At 67.2% G+C, this 23,497-nt stretch carries 21 protein-coding genes and 1 pseudogene; 11 read left to right on the top strand and 11 right to left on the bottom strand.

Features of this window, described 5'->3' with window-relative positions; translation table 11 throughout:
• Nucleotides 1-149 precede the first annotated feature (149 nt).
• Complete coding sequence (locus ACIP1U_RS06025; protein WP_400312718.1) at nt 150-1,031, top strand: LysR family transcriptional regulator; 882 nt, start codon at nt 150-152, stop codon at nt 1,029-1,031.
• A gap of 167 nt (nt 1,032-1,198) precedes the next feature.
• The gene (locus tag ACIP1U_RS06020) at nt 1,199-3,337 is read left to right on the top strand and encodes a TonB-dependent receptor (RefSeq protein ID WP_400312716.1); all 2,139 of its coding nucleotides are present in this window, start codon (nt 1,199-1,201) and stop codon (nt 3,335-3,337) included.
• Between the two features lie 124 nt (nt 3,338-3,461).
• Here the strand turns inward: ACIP1U_RS06020 and ACIP1U_RS06015 are convergent, their stop codons facing one another.
• Nucleotides 3,462-3,947, bottom strand: coding sequence for a DUF2147 domain-containing protein (locus ACIP1U_RS06015; RefSeq protein WP_400312714.1), 486 nt, complete (start codon nt 3,945-3,947; stop codon nt 3,462-3,464).
• Nucleotides 3,948-5,587: 1,640 nt separating this feature from the next.
• Here ACIP1U_RS06015 and ACIP1U_RS06010 point away from each other — a divergent pair.
• Complete coding sequence (locus ACIP1U_RS06010; RefSeq protein WP_400312712.1) at nt 5,588-6,172, top strand: histone H1-like DNA-binding protein; 585 nt, start codon at nt 5,588-5,590, stop codon at nt 6,170-6,172.
• A 241-nt stretch (nt 6,173-6,413) separates the two neighbouring features.
• Here ACIP1U_RS06010 and ACIP1U_RS06005 read toward each other — a convergent pair whose 3' ends face one another.
• From ACIP1U_RS06005 to ACIP1U_RS05960, 10 genes are all read right to left on the bottom strand, one after another.
• Nucleotides 6,414-6,881 (bottom strand): hypothetical protein, encoded by a 468-nt coding sequence (locus tag ACIP1U_RS06005; RefSeq protein ID WP_400312711.1) that lies wholly within the window; start codon nt 6,879-6,881, stop codon nt 6,414-6,416.
• A 35-nt stretch (nt 6,882-6,916) separates the two neighbouring features.
• Complete coding sequence (locus ACIP1U_RS06000; RefSeq protein ID WP_400312709.1) at nt 6,917-7,864, bottom strand: carbohydrate kinase family protein; 948 nt, start codon at nt 7,862-7,864, stop codon at nt 6,917-6,919.
• Between the two features lie 98 nt (nt 7,865-7,962).
• Nucleotides 7,963-8,463 carry a thiol peroxidase gene (gene tpx / locus ACIP1U_RS05995; RefSeq protein ID WP_029047874.1) on the bottom strand — a complete coding sequence of 167 codons (501 nt, stop codon included), beginning with the start codon at nt 8,461-8,463 and terminating at the stop codon, nt 7,963-7,965.
• A 121-nt stretch (nt 8,464-8,584) separates the two neighbouring features.
• A complete protein-coding gene (locus ACIP1U_RS05990; RefSeq protein WP_400312707.1) occupies nt 8,585-10,243 on the bottom strand; it encodes a DUF3426 domain-containing protein in 1,659 nt (552 codons plus the stop codon).
• A 9-nt stretch (nt 10,244-10,252) separates the two neighbouring features.
• Nucleotides 10,253-11,146, bottom strand: coding sequence for a 50S ribosomal protein L11 methyltransferase (gene prmA / locus ACIP1U_RS05985; protein ID WP_342917629.1), 894 nt, complete (start codon nt 11,144-11,146; stop codon nt 10,253-10,255).
• Nucleotides 11,147-11,199: 53 nt separating this feature from the next.
• Nucleotides 11,200-12,552 (bottom strand): acetyl-CoA carboxylase biotin carboxylase subunit, encoded by a 1,353-nt coding sequence (gene accC, locus ACIP1U_RS05980; protein WP_400312705.1) that lies wholly within the window; start codon nt 12,550-12,552, stop codon nt 11,200-11,202.
• A gap of 243 nt (nt 12,553-12,795) precedes the next feature.
• The gene (gene accB, locus ACIP1U_RS05975; protein ID WP_400312704.1) at nt 12,796-13,257 is read right to left on the bottom strand and encodes an acetyl-CoA carboxylase biotin carboxyl carrier protein; all 462 of its coding nucleotides are present in this window, start codon (nt 13,255-13,257) and stop codon (nt 12,796-12,798) included.
• 167 nt (nt 13,258-13,424) lie between these two features.
• Nucleotides 13,425-13,922 (bottom strand): type II 3-dehydroquinate dehydratase, encoded by a 498-nt coding sequence (gene aroQ, locus ACIP1U_RS05970; RefSeq protein ID WP_400312702.1) that lies wholly within the window; start codon nt 13,920-13,922, stop codon nt 13,425-13,427.
• A 196-nt stretch (nt 13,923-14,118) separates the two neighbouring features.
• Complete coding sequence (locus tag ACIP1U_RS05965) at nt 14,119-14,667, bottom strand: TlpA family protein disulfide reductase (protein ID WP_400312700.1); 549 nt, start codon at nt 14,665-14,667, stop codon at nt 14,119-14,121.
• A gap of 50 nt (nt 14,668-14,717) precedes the next feature.
• Nucleotides 14,718-15,407: a UDP-N-acetylmuramate--alanine ligase gene (locus ACIP1U_RS05960; protein WP_400312698.1), complete on the bottom strand. Its 690-nt coding sequence runs from the start codon at nt 15,405-15,407 to the stop codon at nt 14,718-14,720.
• Between the two features lie 122 nt (nt 15,408-15,529).
• On the opposite strand from ACIP1U_RS05960, the gene mpl reads away from it, so the two are divergent.
• The 8 genes and pseudogenes from mpl (at nt 15,530) to mtgA (ending at nt 23,463) form a co-directional block, all read left to right on the top strand.
• Nucleotides 15,530-16,987, top strand: coding sequence for a UDP-N-acetylmuramate:L-alanyl-gamma-D-glutamyl-meso-diaminopimelate ligase (gene mpl / locus ACIP1U_RS05955; protein WP_400312696.1), 1,458 nt, complete (start codon nt 15,530-15,532; stop codon nt 16,985-16,987).
• A 16-nt stretch (nt 16,988-17,003) separates the two neighbouring features.
• A complete protein-coding gene (locus ACIP1U_RS05950) occupies nt 17,004-17,627 on the top strand; it encodes a YqiA/YcfP family alpha/beta fold hydrolase (protein WP_400312695.1) in 624 nt (207 codons plus the stop codon).
• Nucleotides 17,624-18,277, top strand: a complete 654-nt coding sequence (locus ACIP1U_RS05945) for a chorismate--pyruvate lyase family protein (RefSeq protein WP_400312694.1) — start codon at nt 17,624-17,626, stop codon at nt 18,275-18,277. Before ACIP1U_RS05950 ends, ACIP1U_RS05945 begins: the two co-directional genes overlap by 4 nt.
• A pseudogene (locus ACIP1U_RS05940) lies at nt 18,192-18,398 on the top strand (SDR family oxidoreductase); the annotation flags it as partial. The gene ACIP1U_RS05945 and the pseudogene ACIP1U_RS05940, both read left to right, overlap by 86 nt.
• A gap of 231 nt (nt 18,399-18,629) precedes the next feature.
• Nucleotides 18,630-20,732 (top strand): ribonuclease catalytic domain-containing protein, encoded by a 2,103-nt coding sequence (locus ACIP1U_RS05935; RefSeq protein ID WP_400312693.1) that lies wholly within the window; start codon nt 18,630-18,632, stop codon nt 20,730-20,732.
• A gap of 111 nt (nt 20,733-20,843) precedes the next feature.
• Nucleotides 20,844-21,776: an energy transducer TonB gene (locus ACIP1U_RS05930; protein ID WP_400312691.1), complete on the top strand. Its 933-nt coding sequence runs from the start codon at nt 20,844-20,846 to the stop codon at nt 21,774-21,776.
• Nucleotides 21,776-22,675 carry a shikimate dehydrogenase gene (gene aroE / locus ACIP1U_RS05925; protein ID WP_400312689.1) on the top strand — a complete coding sequence of 300 codons (900 nt, stop codon included), beginning with the start codon at nt 21,776-21,778 and terminating at the stop codon, nt 22,673-22,675. The genes ACIP1U_RS05930 and aroE overlap by 1 nt, the downstream gene beginning before the upstream one ends.
• Before the next feature lie 86 nt (nt 22,676-22,761).
• Complete coding sequence (mtgA, locus tag ACIP1U_RS05920) at nt 22,762-23,463, top strand: monofunctional biosynthetic peptidoglycan transglycosylase (RefSeq protein WP_400312840.1); 702 nt, start codon at nt 22,762-22,764, stop codon at nt 23,461-23,463.
• Nucleotides 23,464-23,497 lie beyond the last annotated feature (34 nt).

The following is a 23,497-nucleotide window of genomic DNA, read 5'->3' as shown; positions in this document are numbered from 1 at the left end:
GGCTGGCTCCTTGTCTCGTGGGTGGGTGATGCCATGTTAGGAGCCGGGTTGGTATCGGATAAGCGGGAATATCCGATATGATCCATCGGATCAACCGAAGTAATCGCGGCGCCGTCGCTGCCTTTGCCATCCCTTGCCGGAGTCCCATCATGCGCGGATTCGAAACCGACCAGTTGCGCACCTTCGTCACCATCGCCGACAGCGGCAGCCTGTCCGCCGCGGCGCCCCGGCTGTTCCTGTCGCAGTCGTCGGTCAGCGAGCAGCTGCGCAAGCTGGAAGAGCGCGCCGGCGTGCCTTTGCTGTCGCGGGGGCGGCACGGCGCGGTGCCGACACCGGCCGGTGCGCGGCTGCTGGAGCACGCGCGGCGCATCCTCGCGCTGAACGAGCTGGCGTTGCAGGAGCTGCGCGGGCACGCGCTGGAAGGCGAGTTGCGGCTTGCCGTGACCGACTACTTCCGCCCGGGCGAGATCGCCGGCATGCTGCGGCGCCTGCGCGAACGCTATCCCTACCTGCGGCTGCACGTGACGGTGATGAAAAGTGCGGCGATCGATGCTGCCGCCGAGATGGATGCTTTCGATATCGGGCTGAGCATGCGCCTGCCGCGCGGCCGCGATACACAGGGCAAGCGCGCGCGGGGCATGGTGCTGCGGCGCGAACCGCTGGCCTGGGTGGCTGCCTCCGGCGAGGCCGACGCATTGCCCGCCACGCTGCCGCTGGTGCTGCTGCCCGACACGTGCTCGCTGCACCAGTTCGTGGTGCAGCTGCTGCTGCGCAAGCGCTTGCCGTTCGAGGTCGCGCACTCGGCCTCGGGCGTGGCGGGCCTGCATCTCGCGCTAGCAGCCGGGCTGGGGCTGTCCTGCCTGAATGCATCGGCGATCGGGCCAGGTGTCGCACCGCTGGACGGCGGCACGGTCGCGCGGCTCGGGTTGCCGCGCCTGCCCGAAGCGGAGTTCTTCCTGCTACCGGCCCGCCGCAGCGAATCGCCGTTCATTGCCGAGGCCCGCAACGTCCTGGCCGAGCAGTTGGCCTGAGTCGGCTCACAAGTCAGGCACCAGCGTACTGCCCCCGGTCAACGCCGATTTGAAAACAACGCCATACGGCATTGAATGGGAATAATTCGCAATCTCGTTGACCCCTTCATTCTCATAATTGATAATGCGTCGCTTTCTTAAAAAAAATTACAGTCAATTACAGGGAAATGAGAATAAAACTTCACCCGATCTGCGCCGCGGTGGCGGGAACCTTCGTTTTTCAACCGATGGCAGCCTGGTCGCAGGCGACCCCGACGGCAGCGGCGCAGCTGCCCGAGGTCACCGTCAAGGCCGACGTCAGCCGCGAGCTGGGTGCCGGCTATAACCCGCCCAACGCGGTCAGCGCGACCAAGACCGAAGCGCCGCTGCGCGACGTCCCGCAGACCGTCAACGTGGTCACCGCCGAGGTGATGCGCGACCAGCACGCCACGTCGATGCAGGATGCGCTGAAGAACGTGCCCGGCGTGTCGTTCTCGCATGGCGACGGCCAGCGCGACCAGGTCTCGATCCGCGGCTTCACCGCGATCGCCGACCAGTTCGTCGACGGCATTCGTGACGACGCGCTGTACTTCCGCGACCTCTCCAACGTGGACCGCGTCGAAGTGGTCAAGGGCCCGGCGGCGGTGCTGTACGGGCGCGGCTCGGCCGGCGGCCTGATCAACCGCGTCACCAAGAAGCCCGGCATCGACGTCACCGATTTCGCGCTGAGCTACGGCATGTGGGCCGACCGCCGCGCCGAGGCCGACGTCGGCCGCGTGTTCGCCGACGGCGCTGCCGCGTTCCGCATCACCGGCGCCGTGCAGAAGGCCAACAGCTATCGCTCGCAGCAGTTCCTGGACCGCAAGGCGATCGCGCCGTCGCTCGAGCTGCGCGTGGCGCCGGAGACCACCGTGCTGTTCCAGGCCGACTACCTGGAAGACCGCCGCGTCACCGACTTCGGCATCCCGGCCTACCGGGGCCGCCCGGTCGACGTGCCGGCCTCGCGCTACTATGGCGCGGCCAATGCGCGCGATGCCGACTACTCGCAGTCGCGCGTGTTCTCCGGCACCGCCACGATCAACCACCGCTTCAACCAGAACTGGTCGATCCGCAATGCGACGCGCTACTACCACTACTCGCTTGATCGCAACAACACGCTGACCGCCAGGGTCGACGAGGCGGCGCGCACGCTGGCCATGAACCACGGCAATGTCCGCCGCGAAGAGCATGGCTGGTTCAATCAGACCGACCTGACCCAGAAGGCGACCTTCCTGGGCATGGAGCACGAGATCCTGTACGGCATGGAGATCGGGCAGCAGAACAAGGACCAGACCAACAACACCACGGCGGTCTTAGCGGCCGATGGCAGCGTCGCTCGATTTGATTTGTTCAACCCCGTGTTGCCGACGCTGCCGCGCATGGTGCCGGGCAACCCGAGCTTGTCAAACCTTGGCGTCTTCAACACCCTGGCCTTCTATACCCAGGACATGATCAAGTTCAGCGAGCAGTGGAAGGCGCTGGTCGGGGTGCGCTACGACAACTTCCAGCAGCAGACCAAGAACCGCATCGCTGGCCAGCGCGACCTGTCGCGCACCGACACCGCCTGGAGCCCACGCGCCGGCCTGGTGTGGCAGCCGTCGAAGGCGCAGTCATACTACGTGTCGTGGAGCAAGTCGTTCCAGCCGTCGGGCGAGGCCTTTGCGCTGGCGGGCAATAATGCCGACCTGGCGCCGGAGACCACCAACAACACCGAAGTCGGCGCCAAGTACGACTGGCTGAATGGCAAGGCTAGCACTACGATTTCTGTGTTCCGCCTGGAGCGGAACAACATAAAGGTGCAGAATGCTGCTGGGAACGCCATCCTGCCGATTGGCACGCAGCGCACCGACGGCATGGAGCTGTCTGGCGCGGCCGAGCTCCCGCAGGGATGGCGCATACTCGCCGGCTATGCCTATCTCGATGCCCGGGTGACCAACTCCACGCAGATTGAATCCGGACAGCCGGTGCAGGGCAAGCGCGCGACGCTGACGCCGATGCACAGCGGCAACGTTTGGCTTACCAAAGACCTCGGCCACGGATTTGGCGTGGGCGCCGGCCTGAACCTCGTCGGCAAGCGCTTCGCCAATCCGGGCAACACCGTGACGCTACCCGGCTACGTCACCGCCGATGCCATGGCCTGGTACCGCCGCGGCGCGTTCGAGGCGCAGCTGAACGTGTACAACCTGTTCGACAAGGGCTACATCGTCTCGGCGCACGGCACCAACCCCAACCTGAACATGCCCGGCGCCCCGCGCAGTGTGATGGCGACGTTGCGGTACCGGATGTAAAGCGCAGCATCGAGGACAAAAAAACCGGGCGGTGAGGACCGCCCGGTTTTTTTTATGCTCCAGGCGCGTCGCGGCGCGTTGCCGGCGACTGCGGAGAAACCCTGAGTCACTGAAACGTCGTCGCTCAGTGGTCGCGTTCCCAAGTCTGGGTGCGGCCGATCAGGCTGATGCCGATGAAGCCGCGCACGTTGAGCTTGTTGCCGTCCTCGGCGAGCGACAATTTGCTCTTGTAGACCTTGCCGTTCTCCGGGTCGAGGATCTCGCCGCCGCTCCACTCGTTGTCGCCGGTCTTGCGCAGGCCGGTCAGGATGGTCATGCCGATCAGCGGCTGATCCTTGCGCGCGTCGGTGCACTTGTCGCAGACCCTGGGCTTGCCGTCGCCCTCGACGAACGTCTTCACCAGGCGTCCGCTGTAGACGCCGTTCTTCTCGCTGATCTCTACCAGCCCGCGCGGCTTGCCGGTGCTGTCGTCGATGGTCTTCCACATGCCGCTGGGCGAGGCCTGCGCCATCGCGGCGGCGCTGCCGAGCAGGGCGGCGGCGAGCACTGCGGCACGCAATGCCGGACGCACCAGCGGACGGACGGCGGCGAGGTGGGATGGTTTGCACATGATGTCTCCTTTGAAGTTCGTTGCCACCGGCAGGGCGCCGGTGCGATGCGCCGCGCGGCGGCTGCCGCTGCGTCGAAGCAGCGCGGGCCGGGCGGCGGGCGCGCACGCCAATCTACTGTCGCAGCCGCCGCGCCGCAATCGTCCGACATGCTGCGCCGACATCCGCGGTAGCCCCTGCGCGCGGCTTGCATGCTCCCCGCAAAGCCGCATGCAGCCGTGGTTTGCGGGTTTTTGTGTTGCAGCAAATCGGGTCGCCGAGCGTGCTGCCGAAGCATTCCTCTAAGCGGACGTGCGGTGTACCGCAGGGCCCTCGCGGCGAGATCGGCAAGCCCATCGCAAGCGCTGCGAAGCGTGGTGGGACAGTTGGCATCGCGCGCTGCGCGCAGCGATCTGTGGTGCGAGATCGGAGTCATCCGAATGGATGGGAGCAGCGATCGCGATGCGGTCGGCGCAGCTGTCTCCGACAAGCGTTCGAAGTGTTGCCGCGATGCTTCGCGCGCGTCGCCGCTTTGCTCAATCGCAACGCTTCGATGTCCGCGCGCTGTTGCTTCGATGCAAACCGTTGCGTTCGCGCATCACTCTTCGACGGCTGGTCCAGCGTGTTCGCACCACGTCGGCGGTGCGAGTCGTCGTCATCAGCCCAGCGCGCGTCTCGCGTGCGCGATGACGACTGTGTAACGCATGCAGACGACGAAGCGCGCTACCAGTTTCCAGCGCGCGCGCTCACGTGCTCGCACACTGCCGCGCAGGTTGCGCGCGTATCGATGTATCGCCCGCAAAGCCTTTGTCCATGCGGCTTTTCGGAAAGCGCGATGACGCGCGTAGCAGGGCGCGCGCGCTCCTGCGATGCGCGCTGCGCGGCTTGTAATCGGGTGCTGTGCATCGTGCAAAAGCTGCGCGCGCGCGGGGCGGAATGGAGAGCCGCGACGCGTGCGCGAACGCGCGAAGCGTGCCTTCGCACCAGTGTGCGAGCGATGCATTGCGATGCCATCGGCAACGTCTTCGTGACGACGCGCGAGAGAACTAGTTTGAGCAACGCATGCAGGCAAGTTTTTTTGCACTTTTTTCTTAACATCATCGTGCAAACGAATTATGATTCGCCTTGACAAGAGTCTCACTTCATTGCAGAGAAGCAGGAAGCAAGATTGGAACGACGAGCGCGATGCGCGCTTCAATGCAGTGATGAAGGTTGTAGCTGAGGAGCACGAAAACGTTGACGCAGACTTGGCCGAGCCGGCTTCTTAAAACGCGTGCAGTCTCCCTTGGTCCATTGACGGGTTGGACCAGCTACACCGAATGAATGCCGCTTGCCGTGCGCGAGGCCATGCCCGCACTGCGGGCCTGCTGTCCGATATCTCCTCTTTTCAGGCCGCGCGCCGACCCAACGGGCGGGGCGGGCCGATCGAATATTCCAGGGCGCGGCAAGTGCCCCGGTCCCGCTTGCGGGTCCGCAACTGCCGCGAAGTCACCGCCACGGGCGGTGCGCCTGCAACTGAATTCATTAGCGTGCAGCCGCAGTCGGGCCGCGCGCCGATGAATCGCTCGCTCGACTGGGGTCGCGCTGTGGTATCACGCCTCGGGTCGGTCGGGTCGCCTGACTTAGGTCATTCGATATTCACTCTCTAGTGAAGGAGTTATCCATGGCAACTGCTGCAAAGAAAAAGCCGGCGGCTAAGAAGGCCGCCAAGCCGGCCGCCAAGAAGGCCGCTCCGGCCAAGAAGGCCGCAACCAAGAAGGTAGCCGCCAAGAAGGCAGCACCGGCCGCCAAGAAGGCACCGGCCAAGAAGGCCGCCGTGAAGAAGGTCGCCGCCAAGAAGGCTGCGCCGGCCAAGAAGGCTGCGGCCAAGAAGGCCCCCGCCAAGAAGGCCGCGGTGAAGAAGGTCGCCGCCAAGAAGGGTGCAACCAAGAAGGTCGCCGCCAAGAAGGTCGTCGCCAAGAAGGCAGCACCGGCCAAGAAGGCCGCAGTGAAGAAGGTCGCCGCCAAGAAGGCTGCGCCGGCCAAGAAGGCTGCAACCAAGAAGGTAGCCGCCAAGAAGGCTGCACCGGCCAAGAAGGCTGCTGCGAAGAAGCCGGCTGCCAAGAAGGCTCCTGCCAAGAAGGCTGCTGCGAAGAAGCCGGCTGCCAAGAAGGCTGCCGCTGCCCCTGCCGTTGCTCCCGCTTCGGCTGCCAAGACCGCGCTGAACCCGGCTGCTGCCTGGCCGTTCCCGACGGGCAACCGTCCGTAAGCTGCGCCGCCACGGCGTGGGACTTACGCGTTCCGTACGGAACCACATCGGCACGCAGTGCGTGCCAGCATGACCGGATACTGCGTATCCGGTCAGCAAGACGCCAGTCTTGCAGACCCGCCGATGGCCGCTGGCCCGGCGGGTCTTTTCATTGGCGCGTGAGCAAAGAAAAAGCGCCGCGGCCCTTGCGGGCGCGGCGCCTGGATGCGTTGCATGCTGGCGCCCGGAGGGGCGCGGTGGTTCAGTGCGTGACGCGGGTGACGCCGCCCGAGGACAGCAGCCGTACGCGCTCGCCCGGGCGGAAGACCTCGTCGGCCTCCTGCGTGATCGCGCGCATCTCGCCGTTGTCCAGGCGCACGGTGATCTCCAGGCCGCGCCGCTCGTTGATCTTGTTCTCGGCAGCGCTGCCGGCGATGCCGCCCAGTATCGCGCCGAGGATGCCCGCCGCCACCGCGCCGTTGCCGCTGCCGATGGTGCTGCCGGCAGCGATGCCGCCAATGGCTCCGCCGGCGAGCGTGCCAGCGCCGGTCTGGCTGCGCTGGATGGCGACTTCACGTACGCCCTCGACCACGCCGTAGCGCACGGTCTGCTCGCGCTGCGCCTGGCCGGTGCTGTAGACGCTGTTGGAACTGGACTCCGTCGCACAGCCGGCGACGAGGGCCGCGATGGCAATGACGGCAAGCGCGCCGCCACGGAACTTGTTGTTCATGTCAAATCCCGAAAATGCCACGCACTGGCCGCAGGTCAGGCGTAGCGGTATCCGAATGCCGACTGGAACCGGTTGCCGATTTCCTCGCGCGGCAACCAGTGGTTCTGCGGACCCTGCTGCGCGATCTTGACCGACCCCATCAGCGATGCCAGGCGGCCGGTCGTTTCCCAGTCTAATCCGTTTTCAATGCCGTAGAGCAGGCCGCCGCGGAAGGCGTCGCCACAGCCGGTCGGGTCCACGATGCGCTCGGCCTGCACGGCCGGGATCGCGTACTGCTGACCATCGGCATAGATGCTGGCGCCGCGCTCGCCGTGCGTGACGATGAAGGCACGGACCTTGGCGGCAACCTCGGCACTGGTCCACGCGGTGCGGGACAGCAGGACCTGCGCCTCGTAGTCATTGACTGTCACGTAACTGGCGAGTTCAACGAACTCCCGCAGGTCTTCGCCGTTGAACAGCGGCATTGCCTGACCCAGGTCGAAGATGAACGGAACGCCCGCCTCGGCGAACTGGCGCGCGTGGTGCAGCATGCCTTCGCGGCTGTCCGGGGCCACGATGCCGAGCGCCGGCGCTTTGCCGCCGCCGAGCGCATCCTTGACGTTGTTCAGCTGCGACTGGCTCATTGCGCCAGGGTGGAAGGCAGTGATCTGGTTGTTGTCCAGGTCGGTGGTGATCATGGCCTGCGCCGTGAAGGTCTCGGGCAGCACGCGGATGTGGCTCGTGGGAATCTCCAGCTTGCGCAGGTATTCCAGGTAGGGCTCGGCATCGGTGCCGACGGTGGCCATCACCACCGGGTCGCCGCCGAGCATCTTCAGCGTGTAGGCGATGTTGCCGGCGCAGCCGCCGAATTCGCGGCGCATGCCGGGCACCAGGAACGAGACGTTCAGCATATGGATCTGGTCCGGCAGGATGTGTTCGCGGAAGCGTCCGTCGAACGTCATGATGGTGTCGTAGGCGACGGAGCCGCAGATCAGGCTGGCCATGCTCTCTCCAGGTGGTAGGTTGTTGGTTGGATGGGTCAGATAAAGCGAAAACGGCCGCCCCGGTTCCGCGGGCGGCCGCTGTCGTCAGGTGGCGCGCGTTACTGCAGCGCGGCCAGCGCGGCTTCGTAATCCGGCTCGGTCTTGATTTCCGGGACCAGCTGGGCGTACTTGACGGTGTCGTTCTCGTCGAGCACCACCACCGCGCGCGCGGTCACGCCGGCCAGCGGGCCGCTCTTGATGTCCACGCCGTAGTTGCCCTTGAACTCGGCGCCGCGCATCGTCGACAGCGTCACCACGTTGGCCAGGCCTTCGGTGGTGCAGAAGCGGCCCATCGCGAACGGCAGGTCGGCCGAGATCGTCAGCACGACGGTGTTGGCCAGGCCGTTGGCGGCCTCGTTGAACTTGCGGGCCGAAGCCTGGCACACCGGCGTGTCCAGGCTCGGGACAATGTTCAGCACCTTGCGCTTGCCGGCGAAGTCGGCCAGCGTGACGTCCTTCAGGTCCTTGCCGACCAGCGAGAAGGCGGGCGCCTTGTCGCCGGCCTGCGGAAACTTGCCTGCGACTTCGATCGGGTTGCCGCCGAGGGTGACGTTGCTCATGTCTACTCCTTGATATCTGATGGTTTCCGGTTCAGTTTCCGGCGCCTGGCCGGCCAATGCCCCGGTGGGGGGCGCTGCCCGCCGCCGGACTCGGATTCGGTCTGGCGGCAGGCCGCGGAATTCAGGGGTAAAAAATCAGCACGCGGTAGTTGGATGGCGCCTGCTGCGTCCGGAATCGTACCCGAACAGGCAGCTCCATGCCGGCGCGAAGACCCTCCGTGGCGAAGGCCTTTTGCGATGGGTCCAAATAATCCGCCGGTTGCAGCACACGCCGCAGCAGCAGCTGGTCCTGCAGGTCGGTCATGACCAGCTCGATCGCGGGCAGCGCGGTGGTGGCGCGGCCCAGGTTGCGCAGCGTGACGGCGAGCATGTAGGCATCGCCGCCTTCGTCCAGGCGCTGCAGCTGCGAACTCTCGATGCGCAGTGCGTCGATGTCGCGCCACGGCGGCACGTCGCAGCCGAACGGGGCGCATGCGGCTTCCAGTGCCGGACGCAGCATCGGAAACTGTCCGGCCAGCGGGCTGCGCGCGAGATACACCGCTTGCACCGTCGCGCCCAGAGCGAGCACTGCTGCCGCGACGTACCAGAGCGTGCGCGGCGCCGGCGCGCGGCTGCGCGCGGGGGCGCGCTCGCGCTCGCGTTCGCGGGTGTGGCGCAGGAAGTCGGGGGCGAAGACGGGACCGGTCGGGGCTTCGGTGCGGGTCCAGCGGCGGGTAGTCTGCTCGCGTGCGACGGCTTCGCCAGTGGTGCTCGTGGGTTCGCCGGTGTCGAGCGCGGGCTCGGCGTCCCGGCCGTAGCGCGTATTGCTGGCGTCGGTGCGCTCGGCAGCCTCGCTCTCAGGCGGTTCGGCCGCAGCCTCGGGCGTGTCTGCCTGCGACGGATGGATCGCCGGTGGCGGGCCGATGTCCGCCGATGCCGCGCGCAGGAATTCGCTGGCACTCGGGATGGCCGCGGGTGCGGGCATGGCGCCTGGCTTGGGCGCTTCCGCTTTTGCTTCCGCTTCCGCTTCGGTTTGCGCGGTCTTGTGGATCGGTGCCGGCTCATCGAGCGCGGGATGATCGAGGGCGTTGTGGTTCAGCGCGGGCCAAGCCGGCGCTGCAGCGTCCGGTGCGGCCGGCTGTGGTGCCGCGTGCGTGGCGGTGGCGTCTGCGTCGGGCGCCGCTTCAAGCTCCGGTTCAGGCTCAGCTTGAGGTTCTGCCTGTTGTTCCGCCTGTGGTTCTGCCTGTGGCTCCGTCACGGCTTCCGGTTCCGGCGCGGTCTCCGCCGCAGGCGTCTGCTGCGACACGGGCTCGACGTCGGCTTGCCGCTCCGCATCGCGCGCGTCGCGCTGGGCAACGGCCTCGTTGGCCTCGCGCAGCGCACGTTCGATCTCGTCGTCATGCACGTCCGCGTCGGCCGGTGCGGGGACGTCCAGATCCTCGGGCGAGGTCATGAGCATGGTAGGCGCGTCCAGCGCCGGCACGTCATAGCCGGGATCGATGGTGGGCGTGAACGGCGCAGGTGCCGGCTGCGGTGCCGGGGCGGACTCGCCGGGATGCGAAGCTTCAGCTGCCGGTGCGAGTGTGGCCGCGGGATGTGTGGTTGTCGCCGGTACGGCGGATGCCGGCGGCGTGGCACTGCCTGCCGGCAAGGGGATCTCGATCAGGTGCTCGCGCGCATCGAACACCGTTTCGCAGTGGCCGCAACGCACCAGGCCCTGACGCAGGCGCAACTGGTCGGCGACCAGCCGGAAGGCGGTGCGGCAGGCCGGGCAGCGCGTGACGAGCTTGACGGCGGCCATCTGGACTGATCAGGGACGGGTGCCGTGCAGGCACACCCAGCCTTCCTCGGCGCGCCATACGGTCAGTGGCAGCCACGGTGCATAGGCGGCTGCGACTTCCTCCGCCTGGCGCTCCAGCACGCCGGACAGCACCAGCCGGCCGCCGGGGCGCACGCGGGCGCTGAGCATGGCGGCCATCAGCTTGAGCGGGTTCGACAGGATATTGGCGACTACCAGGTCATAGGTGGCTTCCGACACCGACTCGGGCAGCGCGAATGACGCCTCGACCTGGTTGCGCTCGGCGTTGTAGCGCGACGCTTCCACGGCATTGGGATCGATGTCGATGCCGACGGTATCGCCCGCGCCGAGCTTGCGCGCGACGATCGCCAGGATGCCGGAGCCGCAGCCATAGTCGAGCACGGTCTCGCCCGGCACCACGTGTTGCTCCAGCCACTGCATGCACAGCCGCGTGGTCGGATGGCTGCCGGTGCCGAAGGCCAGGCCGGGGTCCAGCTCCAGCACCACCGCATCGGGCTCGGGCGCGTCGTGCCACGACGGCACCACCCAGATGCGCTCGCCGATGCGGATCGGTTCGAACTGCGATTGCGTCAGGCGCACCCAGTCCTGGTCTTCAACCGCGCGCAGTTCGTACGCCGGCACCGGATCGATGCCAAGCTGGTTGGCGGCAGCGGCCACCACCACGGCGGGATCGGCATCGTCGCCGAACAGCGCCACCACGCGCGATCGGTTCCACGCGAGTTGCTTGGGTTCGAGCCCGGGCTCGCCGAAAAGCGGCTGCTCATCGGGCGTATCGGCATCGGCGTCTTCCACCGAGACCGACAGCGCACCGAGGTCGAACAGTGCTTCAGACCAGGCTTCGGCCTGGTCCTGCGCCACTTCGATCACACATTCCTGAAATGCCACGGGCTTCCTTGCTTGCTGCGTGTGTGTTGCGGGTAACGTTGGGGTAACGTTACTCAGGCCTTCGCGCGCTCCGCCAGGCGATGCTCAAGATAATGGATGCTGGTGCCGCCTTCGACGAAGTTGGCGTCCATCATCAGCTCTCGGTGCAGCGGAACATTGGTCTGGATACCGTCCACAACCATTTCGGACAGCGCGATGCGCATGCGGGCGATGGCCTGCTCGCGCGTGGCGCCGTAAGTGATGATCTTGCCAATCATCGAATCGTAGTTGGGCGGCACGAAGTAGCCATCATACGCGTGCGAGTCCACGCGTACACCGGGGCCACCCGGCATGTGCCAGGCGGTGATGCGGCCCGGCGACGGGGTGAACCTGAACGGGTCCTCGGCATTCACGCGGCATTCGATCGCGTGGCCGCGGAACTGCACGTCCTTCTGGCGGAAGCGTAGCTTTTCGCCGAAGGCAATGCGGATCTGTTCCTGCACGATGTCGATGCCCGTGATCATCTCGGTGACCGGGTGCTCCACCTGTACGCGCGTGTTCATCTCGATGAAGTAGAACTCGTTGTTCTCGTACAGGAACTCAAACGTGCCGGCGCCGCGGTAGCCCATCTTCTTGCAGGCCTCGGCGCAACGGTCGCCGATGCGCTCGATCAGGCGGCGCGGGATATGCGGCGCCGGGGCTTCCTCGATCACCTTCTGGTGGCGGCGCTGCATGGAGCAGTCGCGTTCGCCCAGCCAGATCGCCTGCTTGTGCTGGTCGGCCAGGATCTGGATCTCCACGTGGCGCGGATTCTCCAGGAACTTCTCCATGTAGACCTCGGGATTGCCGAAGGCGCGGCCGGCTTCTTCACGCGTCATGTTGACGGCGTTGATCAGCGCGGCTTCAGTGTGCACCACGCGCATGCCGCGGCCACCGCCGCCGCCGGCGGCCTTGATGATCACCGGGTAGCCAACGCGGCGCGCGGTCGCCAGGATTTCCTTGGGATCGTCGGGCAGGGCGCCGTCAGAGCCGGGCACGCAAGGCACGCCGGCCTTGATCATGGCCTGCTTCGCCGAGACCTTGTCACCCATCAGGCGGATGCTGTCGGCGGTCGGGCCGATGAAGACGAAGCCGGATTTCTCCACGCGCTCGGCGAAGTCGGAGTTCTCCGACAGGAAGCCGTAGCCCGGGTGGATGGCCTGCGCATCGGTCACTTCGGCGGCCGAGATGATGGCCGGCATGTTCAGATACGACTGCGGCGACGGGGCCGGGCCGATGCAGACGGCTTCGTCGGCCAGGCGCACGTATTTGGCTTCTTTGTCGGCCTCGGAGTACACCACCACCGTCTTGATGCCCAGTTCGCGGCAGGCGCGCTGGATGCGAAGTGCGATTTCGCCGCGGTTCGCGATCAGAATTTTTTCAAACATGGTCTCTCTCTGCGAGAACGGGAGCGGTCCCGCTGCGTGCCGCTACGGCACATCGGGCGCGCGGCGGTCAGGCTGGCCGCCGGGCCGCACTAAAGCGCGGAACTGCATGGAACTGCACGGAACGGGCCGCGATGCCCACAACGTCCCAGGCGTTACGAAACGCCGTAGAGGGCCGCGCCGGAGCTGTCCCTGCGGCCGCGTGGGCGGCCATTGGCAGCGCTGGGCGCGGCATGTCTTTCAGGTTCAGCCGATGACGAACAGCGGCTGGCCGTATTCCACAGCCTGGCCGTTCTCGACCAGAATTTCCTTGATGACGCCGGCCTTGTCGCACTCGATCTCGTTGAGCAGCTTCATGGCTTCGATGATGCAGACGGTCTGGCCTTCCTTGACCGAATCGCCGACATTGACAAACGGGGCGGCGCCCGGCGACGGTGCGCGGTAGAACGTGCCCACCATCGGCGAGGTGACAATGTGGCCGGCGGGCAACTGCGCAACCGGCTCGGCGGCCGGGGCGGCGGTGCCGACCGGGGCAGCGGCCGGCGCGACCGGCAGTGCCTGCAGCTGCGGCATCGCCATTGGCGCGGCGACAATTTGCGGCGGTTGCTTGACGATGCGTACCTTGCCGTCGCCTTCGGTGACTTCCAGCTCGGAGATGCCGGATTCGGCCACCAGGTCGATGAGCGTCTTCAGCTTGCGCAGGTCCATCTTCTTATCCTCCTGAATCAGGTTGTCCGGCCGCTGCCCGCTGGGCTGCGGCGGAAGAAATCGTTATGGCGGCCACCACGGAGCCGCGCCCGCCGTGCCGCAGCACGCGCAACGGGCGCGGACCGCCGGGCGGCGCGCGCAGGTTCGTCAAAATTTTTTGGCAGGGGTCAGCGCCCCGGGCTCCCTGGCGGCGGCTGTTCCTGGGCGAGCGCATAGTCAAGTGCCAGCAGGTATCCCTGCCAGCCCAGCCCACAGATCACCCCGACAGCCACGTCGGAGAAATAGGAGTGGTGACGGAAGCTCTCGCGGCGGTGCACGTTGGACAGGTGGACTTCCACGAACGGGATGGCCACGCCGGCCAGCGCATCGCGCAGGGCCACGCTGGTATGCGTATAAGCCGCTGGGTTGATGATGATGAAATCGACGCCTTCCGCGCGCGCGGCGTGGATGCGGTCGACCAGTGCCCCCTCATGGTTGGACTGGAACGAAGCCAGGGAAATACTGGCCTTAGACGCATGATCGGCCAGCGCTGCGTCGATATCGGCGAGGGTAGTGTGCCCGTAGGTCTCCGGCTCGCGCGTGCCCAGCAGGTTCAGGTTAGGCCCATGCAGGACCAGCACCTTGCGGTAGCGGGCTGAGCGACGGATGGAGCGGGTTGCAGTCACGGCGGCTCGACCAGATCAACGAAATTGCGCGGAGATTACCGTAGCTTAGAGGGATTTGTCTAGCACGGGATACAAGGCTTGGCGGTGCTCGGAGCTATTCGGCGACGCTTTCGGCACTTTCTCAGCGACTAAGCCCGGAAACGGAACAAATCGCGAGAGAAATCCGAAATTGACCGGAGATACCGAAAGAACTTACTCAGGTGCGCGGCAGCACCGCGCGCAACTCTTCCGCGGTGACGCGGCCCATCTTACGGTACTTGACGCTGCCGTCGGGGTTGATGACCACTGTATAGGGCAAGCCGCCGGCGCTGTTGCCAAAATTGCGCGACAGCTCCGTGCCCGCGAAGCCTGCCACCGCGAGCGGGTAGGCGACCGGAACCTTCTTGGTGAACTGCTGGATATTGCTGGCTGAATCGATACCAATGCCGACAAACTCGACTTGCCGGTTTTTGTATTCCTCGTGCAGTGCGGTCAGCTCGGGCATTTCTTCCACGCAGGGGCCGCACCACGGTGCCCAGAAGTTCACCACCAGCGTCTTCCCGCGCAGCTTGCCCAGGTCCAGCTCAGTGCCGGCAGGGTCCGGCAGGCGCGTCTGGAAGAATGCTTCCACGGCCTGGTCGCTGGCCGCTCTGGGTGAGAACACGAAGTGGCCGGCAAACGCGCCCGCGGCGCAAGCCACTACGGCAACCACAATCCACAGCCGAAGGCGGGAGCGGCGGATGGGCGAGGAGACGGAATCAGTCATTGGGGGCAAGCTGGGCGGGTGAATATTGGTAGCTTAAGTGGGGCCGCGCCTTAGCTCGGCCCGGTGCCGGCATCTTCGCCGATCAGCATCCGTACGGCCTGCAGGTCCGCGCGGGCAAGCCGTCCGGAGGCGTCGGCACGCACGGCGCCGCGTTCGTCGACGGCATCATACAGTGCAATATGGATGCCGACGGGTGCCCCAAGTTCCGCGCGCACCTCGCCGGCCAGCTGGCGGGCCTCGCGGCGCTCGGGCCACTGGCCCTTCCACAGGAAGCTGAGCGTTTCGACATCGGCGCGGCCGCCGAAGTGACGACTTTCGCTGGTTTCGAAGTCGACCCCGGCGTTCAGCAGGTGCAGCGTGGCGTCCTTGGCGCTGTCGCAGAAGCACTGCAGATAAATGTCCGAGTGCTCGGTGGCAGTGCCGTTCAGCACAGCGCCCACGAGGTAGGGCCGGAACGGCGCCAGGTCCTCCATGGCCAGCAGGGCCACGCGGCGCAGCAAGGCCAGGACGCGCGGCTGGGTGTCGCCATGGAACAGCGCCTGGTAGGCGCGCACTTCGGCCTCGACCTGATCGTTGTCGGGCAGCCATTCGCCGGGCACGCGCTGCTCGCCCAGCACCTGGCGCGCGGCCTTGCGCTTGGCGGTGGCGTAGTCGGCGCCGTCCTCGGCGATCATGCGGGCGGCGGCCTGGGCGATTTCCTCGCGCAGGCGAGTGGGGTCGGGCGGGGTACGTCGGCTCATTGCCCCATGATACCGGAGCGCACGCCGGGCGCCGCACGGACGCGGCTGCCGGTGCCGCGGTGCAGCGAAGGCCGCTGGCGCTCGGGTACAATCGAAGGCTTCCTGCCCGGCCTGCCACCACCATGCGGCCACGCTGCCGCCGCGCGAGCGCCGGGTGCCGAGTCCCCAAAGCCTGCGGGCTTCATGTTTTCCGGGAACCCATGCATATTCATATCCTTGGCATCTGCGGCACCTTCATGGGCGGCCTGGCGGTGCTGGCCAAGCAGGCCGGCCATCGCGTCACCGGCTGCGATGCCAATGTCTATCCGCCGATGAGCACCCAGCTGGAAGCGCAGGGCATCGAACTGATCGAAGGCTTCGACCCCGCCCAGCTGGCGCTGGAGCCTGACCTGTTCGTGATCGGCAACGTGGTTTCGCGCGGCAATCCGCTGATGGAAGCCATCCTCGATCGCAACCTGCCTTACGTGTCGGGCCCGCAATGGCTGGGCGAGCACGTGCTGGCGCGCAAATGGGTGCTGGCGGTGGCCGGCACGCACGGCAAGACCACCACCACGTCGATGCTGGCCTGGATCCTGGAGGATGCCGGCTACAACCCGGGCTTCCTGGTGGGCGGCGTGCCGCAGAACTTCGGCATCTCGGCGCGTGTGACCGAATCCGACTTCTTCGTGATCGAGGCCGACGAGTACGACACCGCGTTCTTCGACAAGCGCAGCAAGTTCGTGCATTACCGCCCGCGAACCGCGATCCTGAACAACCTGGAATACGATCATGCCGACATCTTTCCGGATCTGACGGCGATCGAGGCGCAGTTCCATCACCTGGTGCGTACCGTGCCGGGTCAGGGCCGGCTGGTCGTCAACGGCGTCGAGGAAAGCCTGGCACGCGTGCTCGAGCGCGGCTGCTGGAGCGAGGTCGAACAGTTCGGCGTGGGCGACTGGCGCGAGAGCGATGCCGCCCACGCCGCACAGTCGGGCAAGGATGCCTTCGATGTCTGGTTCGGCGGCGCCGTGGTCGGCACCGTGGTGTGGGACTTGCAGGGCACGCATAACCGCATGAACGCGCTGGCGGCAATCGCCGCGGCGCGCCACGTGGGCGTGCCGGCGGAGCAGGCGATAGCCTCGCTGTCGCGCTTCGCCAACGTCAAGCGTCGCATGGAAGTACGCGGCGAGGTCGGCGGCGTGACCGTCTATGACGACTTCGCCCATCATCCGACCGCGATCCAGACCACGCTGGAAGGGCTGCGCCGCCGTGTCGGCAATGCCCGCATCCTGGCGGTGCTGGAGCCGCGCTCGAACACCATGAAGCTGGGCGTGATGAAAGCCCAGTTGCCGGCCAGCCTGGAGCAGGCCGACCTGGTGTTTGGCTATGGCGCCCCGGCCGGCAAGGACGCGCTCGGCTGGGACCTGGCCGCGTCGCTGGCGCCGCTGGGCGACAAGGCTGGCGCGTTCCAGGACCTGGGCACGCTGGTGCAGGCCGTGCGCGCCGCGGCGCAGCCGGGCGACCACGTGCTGGTGATGAGCAACGGCGGCTTCGGCGGCGTGCACCAGAAGCTGCTGGCTGCGCTGGCCGCGGCGGCCTGAGCCGCAGGGGACCGCGATGCTGCTGTACCTGCACGGATTCCGCTCCTCGCCGCAGTCGTTCAAGGCGCGGCTGGTGCAGGAGCGCATGCGCGAGTGGGGCGTGGGCCGCTACTACGCCTGCCCGGAACTCAATGTCTCGCCGGCGCTGGCGATCGCCCAGGCCGAGGCCGCCATCCGCGCCGCCCAGGCTGGCGGCGACCAGGAAGTCGCCATCATGGGCTCGTCGCTGGGCGGCTTCTATGCCCGCTGGCTCGGCGAGCGCCACGGCTGCAAGACCGTGCTGCTGAACCCGGCGATCCGTCCGTGGACCGACCTGGAGCAGTACCTCGGCGAGCAGCCGCTCTGGCACGGCGGTGGCTCGGTCACGGTCGAGCGCCGCCACCTGCAGGAGTTGCTCGACCTGCGCGTGGATGCCATCAGCCACCCTGAACGCTATTACCTGCTCGCCGCCACCGGCGACGAGGTGCTGGACTACCGGGAAATGGTGGCCGCCTGCCCCGGCGCGAACATTCGCGTGATCGAGGGCAGCGACCACGGCATCAGTGAATTTGCCGACTACGTCGACGAAGTGCTCGCCTTCTGCGGCTATGGCCCGGGCGGCAAGGTGCCCAAGGTGCCGGCCGGCGCGGGCGCGGCATGAGCGCGCAGTCTGCGCGCCGCTGCGGCTGGAGTTCGCACCTGGCTTTCGATGCGGCGATCACGCCTAACCTGCGGCGCTGGGTGACCGGCGACAACGGTTCGCTGACCGCGCGGCTGGTGGCCGCGTCGGAGCGCTTCCGCGTGGCGCAGCTGCTGCAGCGCCCGTTGCGGCCGCTGGCCGATGAATGGCAGGTGCTGGGCCAGCACGACCGCGTCCCGGCGCTGACGCGCGAAGTGCTGCTCATCTGCGACGATACTCCCGCCGTCTTTGCCCACACCGTGGTGCGCCTGCGCCATGCGCGGCGCGACTGGCCGTTCCTGCGCGGGCTGGGCGCGCGCCCGCTGGGCGGCCGGCTGTTCATCGACCCGGCAGTGACGCGCGACCCGTTCCAGTTCGCGCGGCTGCTGCCGCACCATCCATTGCGCCAGGCGCTGCAGCGTGTGCTGCCGGCGATAGCGCCGCTGCCCATGCTGCCTGCGCGGCGCTCCGTATTCCGGCGCGGCGACGGCGTCATGCTCGTGACAGAGGTCTTCTTGCCGGACCTGCTGGCACGGCCAGCCCCGGGGACCAAGGCGATTGCGTTACCGATGTTCCGGCGCACCACAGACCGCGGCCCCATCACTTCACACACTACCGATATCAAGAGATAACGGGCTGCGCCGGCTGGCCGAGCCGGCCGAGATCGCCAGCATCTACGCCTTTCTGGCCAGCGACGACGCCAGCTACGTCAACGGCGTGGCGATCGAGGCCAGCGGCGGCATGTCGCTCTGACCGTTCCCGGCGTCCGTCGGCGTGCACCGCCCCGGGGGCGCGCGCCGGGCTCCGCAGCGGCGGTGCGGTATCATTCCGGGTCTGCGGCCTGGCCTCGTGGCCATGGCGCGGCGCCGCGTGCAGCGCGCCGCCGGCCGATGCCGTTCGCACCATTTCTCCCACAGGATCCGCCGCTGCGCCCACTTCGTGGCGCCCCGACGCGGTTCCGCGCATTTCTGAAAGTACCGATCGATGCAGTTGCTGTTCGAAGAAGGCGGCGAGATCCGCGCCGGCACCGTGCTGAACCAGCAGGGCGAGGCTTACCAGGTGGAGCTGCCGGCCGGCAAGCGCACCAAGGTCAAGTCGCGCGACGTGTTGCTGCAGTTTGCGCAGCCGTCGGCGATCGAGCTGGTCCGCCAGACCGGCGACATGGTGGCCGAGATCGACCTGGATTTCCTGTGGGAATGCGCGCCGGAGGCCGAGTTCGGCTTTGCCGAGCTGGCCGCCGAGTACTACGGTGCCGAGCCCGGCGCGGTGCAGCAGGCGGCGCTTGCAATGGCGCTGCACGGCAACCCGGTGTACTTCCGCCGCAAGGGGCGTGGCCGCTACCAGCGCGCGCCCGAAGACCAGCTCAAGGCCGCGCTGGCCGCGCTCGAGCGAAAGCGCCAGCAGGCGCTGGTGCAGGCCGAATATGAAGACCAGCTCAAGGCGCTGACGCTGCCGGAATCGTTCCGCAACAAGGTGCTGCAGCTGCTGTTCAAGCCGGACAAGAACAGCCTGGAATACAAGGCCATGGACGCGGCCTGTACCGCGCTCGGCATGACGCCGATGCGGCTGATGGTGGCCGCCGGCGGCGTCGCCAGCGCGCGCGCGCTGCACGAGGCCAAGTTCCTCGCCGAGTGCTTCCCCAAGGGCACCGGCTTTCCCGATTCCGACGTGCCCGAGCCGTCCGCCGACCTGCCGCTGGCCGAGGTCGAGGCGTTCTCGATCGACGACGTCACCACCACCGAGATCGACGATGCGCTGTCGGTGACGAAGCTGCCCGACGGCAAGCTGCGCATCGGCATCCATATTGCCGCGCCCGCGCTGGGTATCCGCCGTGGCGAGCCGCTCGACGCAATCGCGCGCCAGCGCTTGTCCACGGTGTACTTCCCGGGCGACAAGATCACCATGCTGCCTGACCCGATGGTAGAGCGCTACACGCTGCAGGAAGGCCGGGTTTGCCCGGCACTGTCGCTGTACGTGACGGTGGACCCGACGGTGTGGCTGATCACCGGCAGCGAAACCCGCGCCGAGATGGTGCCGATTGCCGCCAACCTGCGCCACAACTTGCTGGACGATGTCATCACCGAGGCCTCGCTGGCCGAGGGCACCGGCGACTATCCGTTCCGCGAGGCGCTGACCCAGCTGTGGCACTTCGCCGGCTACCTGTACGACGAGCGCCAGAAGGCGCGCCTGGCCAGTGGCCTGCGACCCGAGACGCACAACCGCGCCGACTTCAACTTCTACCTCGACGACCAGCCCGACGGCAGCCAGCGCGTGCGCATCGAGCAGCGCAAGCGTGGGTCGCCACTGGACAAGATTGTGGCCGAGCTGATGATCCTGGCCAACAGCACGTGGGGCAAGCTGCTGGCGGACAACGGCGTGCCTGGCATCTATCGCACGCAGAAGGCGTGGGGCATGCATCGCACCCGCATGCAGACCTATCCGGCACCGCACGAAGGGCTGGGCGTGGCGCAGTACGCGTGGAGCACCTCGCCGCTGCGCCGCTACGTCGACCTGGTCAACCAGTGGCAGATCCTGGCGGTGGCGCAGCATGGCGTGACCGCCAAGCTGGTGGCGCCGTTCAAGCCCAAGGATGCCGACCTGCTGGCCGCCGTGGCTGACTTCGAAGGCACTTATGCCGCCTATGCCGACCACCAGTCGACCATGGAGCGCTACTGGTGCCTGCGCTGGCTCAAGCAGGAGAACCGCGAGCGCATGGTCGCCGCAGTGCTCAAGGAAGGCGCGGTGCGCTTCACCGAGATCCCGCTGGTCACGCGCGTGCCCGAGCTAGTCCAGGCGCAGCGCGGCACCCAGGTGCTGCTGGAGATCGGCGAGACCGACGAGATCACGCTGGAAGTCTCCTGCCGCGTGCTGGAGATCTTTGCCGGCGAGGGCGTATTGCCTGAGGAAGAGCTGGAAAGCGACGAGGAAGCCGCTGAAATGTCGGCTGAAGCCGCTGCCGAAGCTGCCGCCGAAGACGCCGCCGAGCAGGCCGCCGGGGTCGCGCACGAGGCCGCGGCAGACGCTGGCGGAGACGCGCCGGCGCAGCCGTCGGCTGAGCGCGACACCGGCGGCACCGCCGCTGGCTGAAGCCTTCGGAAATCGGCGGGGCTCACTTACAATGCCTAGCGGCATTCCCGGCTGGAGGGGAATGCCCATCCACCTGTCGCCTCGCACCTTCCGAGCCAAATTCCCGCCATCGTGAACGCCGCACTCGCCGCTCCCCGCCACTGGTGGCACGCCAGGTGGCACAACAGCAGTACGCTGGCCAAGGCGCTGGCCATTTCCGTGGTCGTGCATGCGCTGCTGCTGATGGTGCGGATAGCAGCGCCCGAGGTGTTCGAGATCAAGCGCACGGATTCGCCGCTTGACGTGGTGCTGGTCAACGCGAAATCGGCACAGAAGCCGCGCAACCCGACCGCGCTGGCGCAAGCCAACCTGGACGGCGGCGGCGATCATGACCTGCAGCGCGCCACCACGCCGCTGCCCGCGCAGACCGTGACGCAGGAGGGCGACCTCGTGCGCCAGGTGCAGCGCCGCGTCGAGCAGCTCGAACTGGAGCAACAGCGCTTGCTGACGCAGGCGCGCGAGCCCGCGCCTGCGGTGCGCAGCCAGCCGCTGAAGCCCGGCGAGAAGCGCCAGGACAATCCCCAGCGCGGCCAGGACGAGCGCACCTCGGCCGACGAGATGGCCAAGCTCGAGGCCGAGATTGGCCGCAACCTGGACCATTACGCCAAGCGGCCCAAGCGTTTCCAGCTGACCGCCACCAGCGCGCAGGCGGTCGACTACGCGCAGTACTACGACCGGCTGCGCCGCAAGATCGAGGCGCGCGGCACCACCGATTTCCCGCAACGCAACGGCAAGCCGCTGTACGGCCAACTGATCCTGGTGATCAACGTCAACCGGCTCGGCAAGCTCGGCTATAACCGCGACGGCTACAACATCGACGCCATCGACGTGGTCAAGAGCTCGGGCGATCCCGCGCTGGACCGCCAGGCCGTGGCGATCGTGCGCGCGGCCGCGCCGTTCGGCGCCTTCACCGCGGAAATGGCGGCCCGCCAGGACATCCTGGAAGTCATTTCCACCTTCAAGTTTTCGCGCAGCGGGCTGGAAACCCGGCTGCAGGCACGCTGATGACAACTCCAGACCCTACGCCAGATAGCACCCAGAACACGCCGGACCAGTATGTGGTGATCGGCCATCCCATCGCGCACAGCCGCTCGCCGGCGATCCACGCTGCCTTCGCGCGCCAGACCGGCGAAGCGGTGCAGTACGACCGGCTGGAGGCGCCGCTGGACGGGTTTGCCGGTACCGTGCGCAAGTTCTTTGCCGACGGCGGTTACGGCTGCAATGTGACGGTGCCGTTCAAGCTGGAGGCTTATGACCTGGCCGACCGCCTGACCGAGCGCGCCGAGGCCGCCGGCGCGGTCAACACGCTGTGGATCGAGGACGGCCTGATCCACGGTGACAACACCGACGGTGTGGGCCTGGTGCGCGATATCCAGGACAACCTCGATACGCTGGTCGAAGGCAAGCGCGTGCTGCTGCTGGGCGCGGGCGGCGCGGCCATGGGCGCGATGCTGCCGCTGATCGAAGCGCGTCCGTCGCGCATCGTGGTGGCCAACCGCACCGCGTCGCGCGCCAGCGACATGCTGGAAGAGTTCGTCGAAGCGGCCGACCAGTTCGGCGTGGAACTTTGGGGCGGCGGTCTCGATGCGCTGGAAGGCCTGTCCGAGGACGAGGCCTGCGATATCGTGATCAATGCCTCGTCGAGCAGCCTGCACGGCGAGGTGCCGCCACTGCCCGAGTTCCTGCTGGGCGAAGGCGTGCTGGCCTACGACATGATGTACGGCGCCGAGCCGACCGTGTTCCTGCAGTTTGCCGCGCGCTGCGGCGCGCGCACCAGCGACGGCCTGGGCATGCTGGTCGAGCAGGCCGCCGAGGCCTTCTATATCTGGCGCGGCGTGCGCCCCCGCACCGCTCCCGTGCTGGCCGAGCTGCGCGAGGCGCTGCAGGCCGAACGCAAGGGCTGAGCGGGGCGTCGCCAGCCGTGGCCACCCGCAACCGCACGGCCAGCGCTGCCCGCGGCGCTGCTTCCGCCGGCTCGGTACTGAATCCGCTGCGCTGGCTCGGCTACCTGCTGGGCTGCATGGTCGCGGGGGTGCTGGCCATGCAGTTGTATTTCTTCGTGCAGATTGCCAGCTGGCAGTATGTCAACCCGTCGAGCACGACCTTCATGCGGGCCGAGCGCTGGCGGCTGTGCGGCTTGAACCTGTGGAGCTGCGGGCTGGAGCGCGAGTGGGTGCCGTATGAGCGCATCTCGCGCAACCTCAAGCGCGCGGTGATCGCCAGCGAGGATTCCGGCTTCGTCAATCATCCCGGCTACGAGCTCGATGCCATGCTCGATGCCTGGGAGCGCAACAAGAAGCGCGGCCGCATCGTGCGCGGCGCATCGACCATCACGCAGCAACTGGCCAAGAACCTGTTCCTGTCATCCGAGCAGCATTACCTGCGCAAGGGGCAGGAGCTGGCGATCACGTGGATGCTGGAGTTCTGGCTCGACAAGCAGCGCATCTACGAGATCTACTTGAATTCGGTGGAGTGGGGCGAGGGCGTGTTCGGCGCGCAGGCCGCGGCGCAGCACTACTTCCGCACCAGTGCCGACAAGCTCAGCATCGGCCAGTCCGCGCGGCTGGCCGCGGCGCTGCCGGCGCCGAAGTGCTTCGACAAGAGGGAGTACTGCGCCAACGTTCGGGTGAATTTCCGCGCCAAGGCGGGGATCATCGCGCGGCGGATGGGGGCGGCCACGTTGCCGGACTGAGGGTTTGCTCCCCTCTCCCACTTGTGGGAGAGGG

It is taken from the genome of Cupriavidus sp. NPDC089707 (assembly GCF_044748965.1).
Lineage (GTDB): Bacteria > Pseudomonadota > Gammaproteobacteria > Burkholderiales > Burkholderiaceae > Cupriavidus.
The sequence above is the reverse complement of the archived record's forward strand: the minus strand, read 5'-3'. Positions and strand labels throughout refer to the sequence as shown.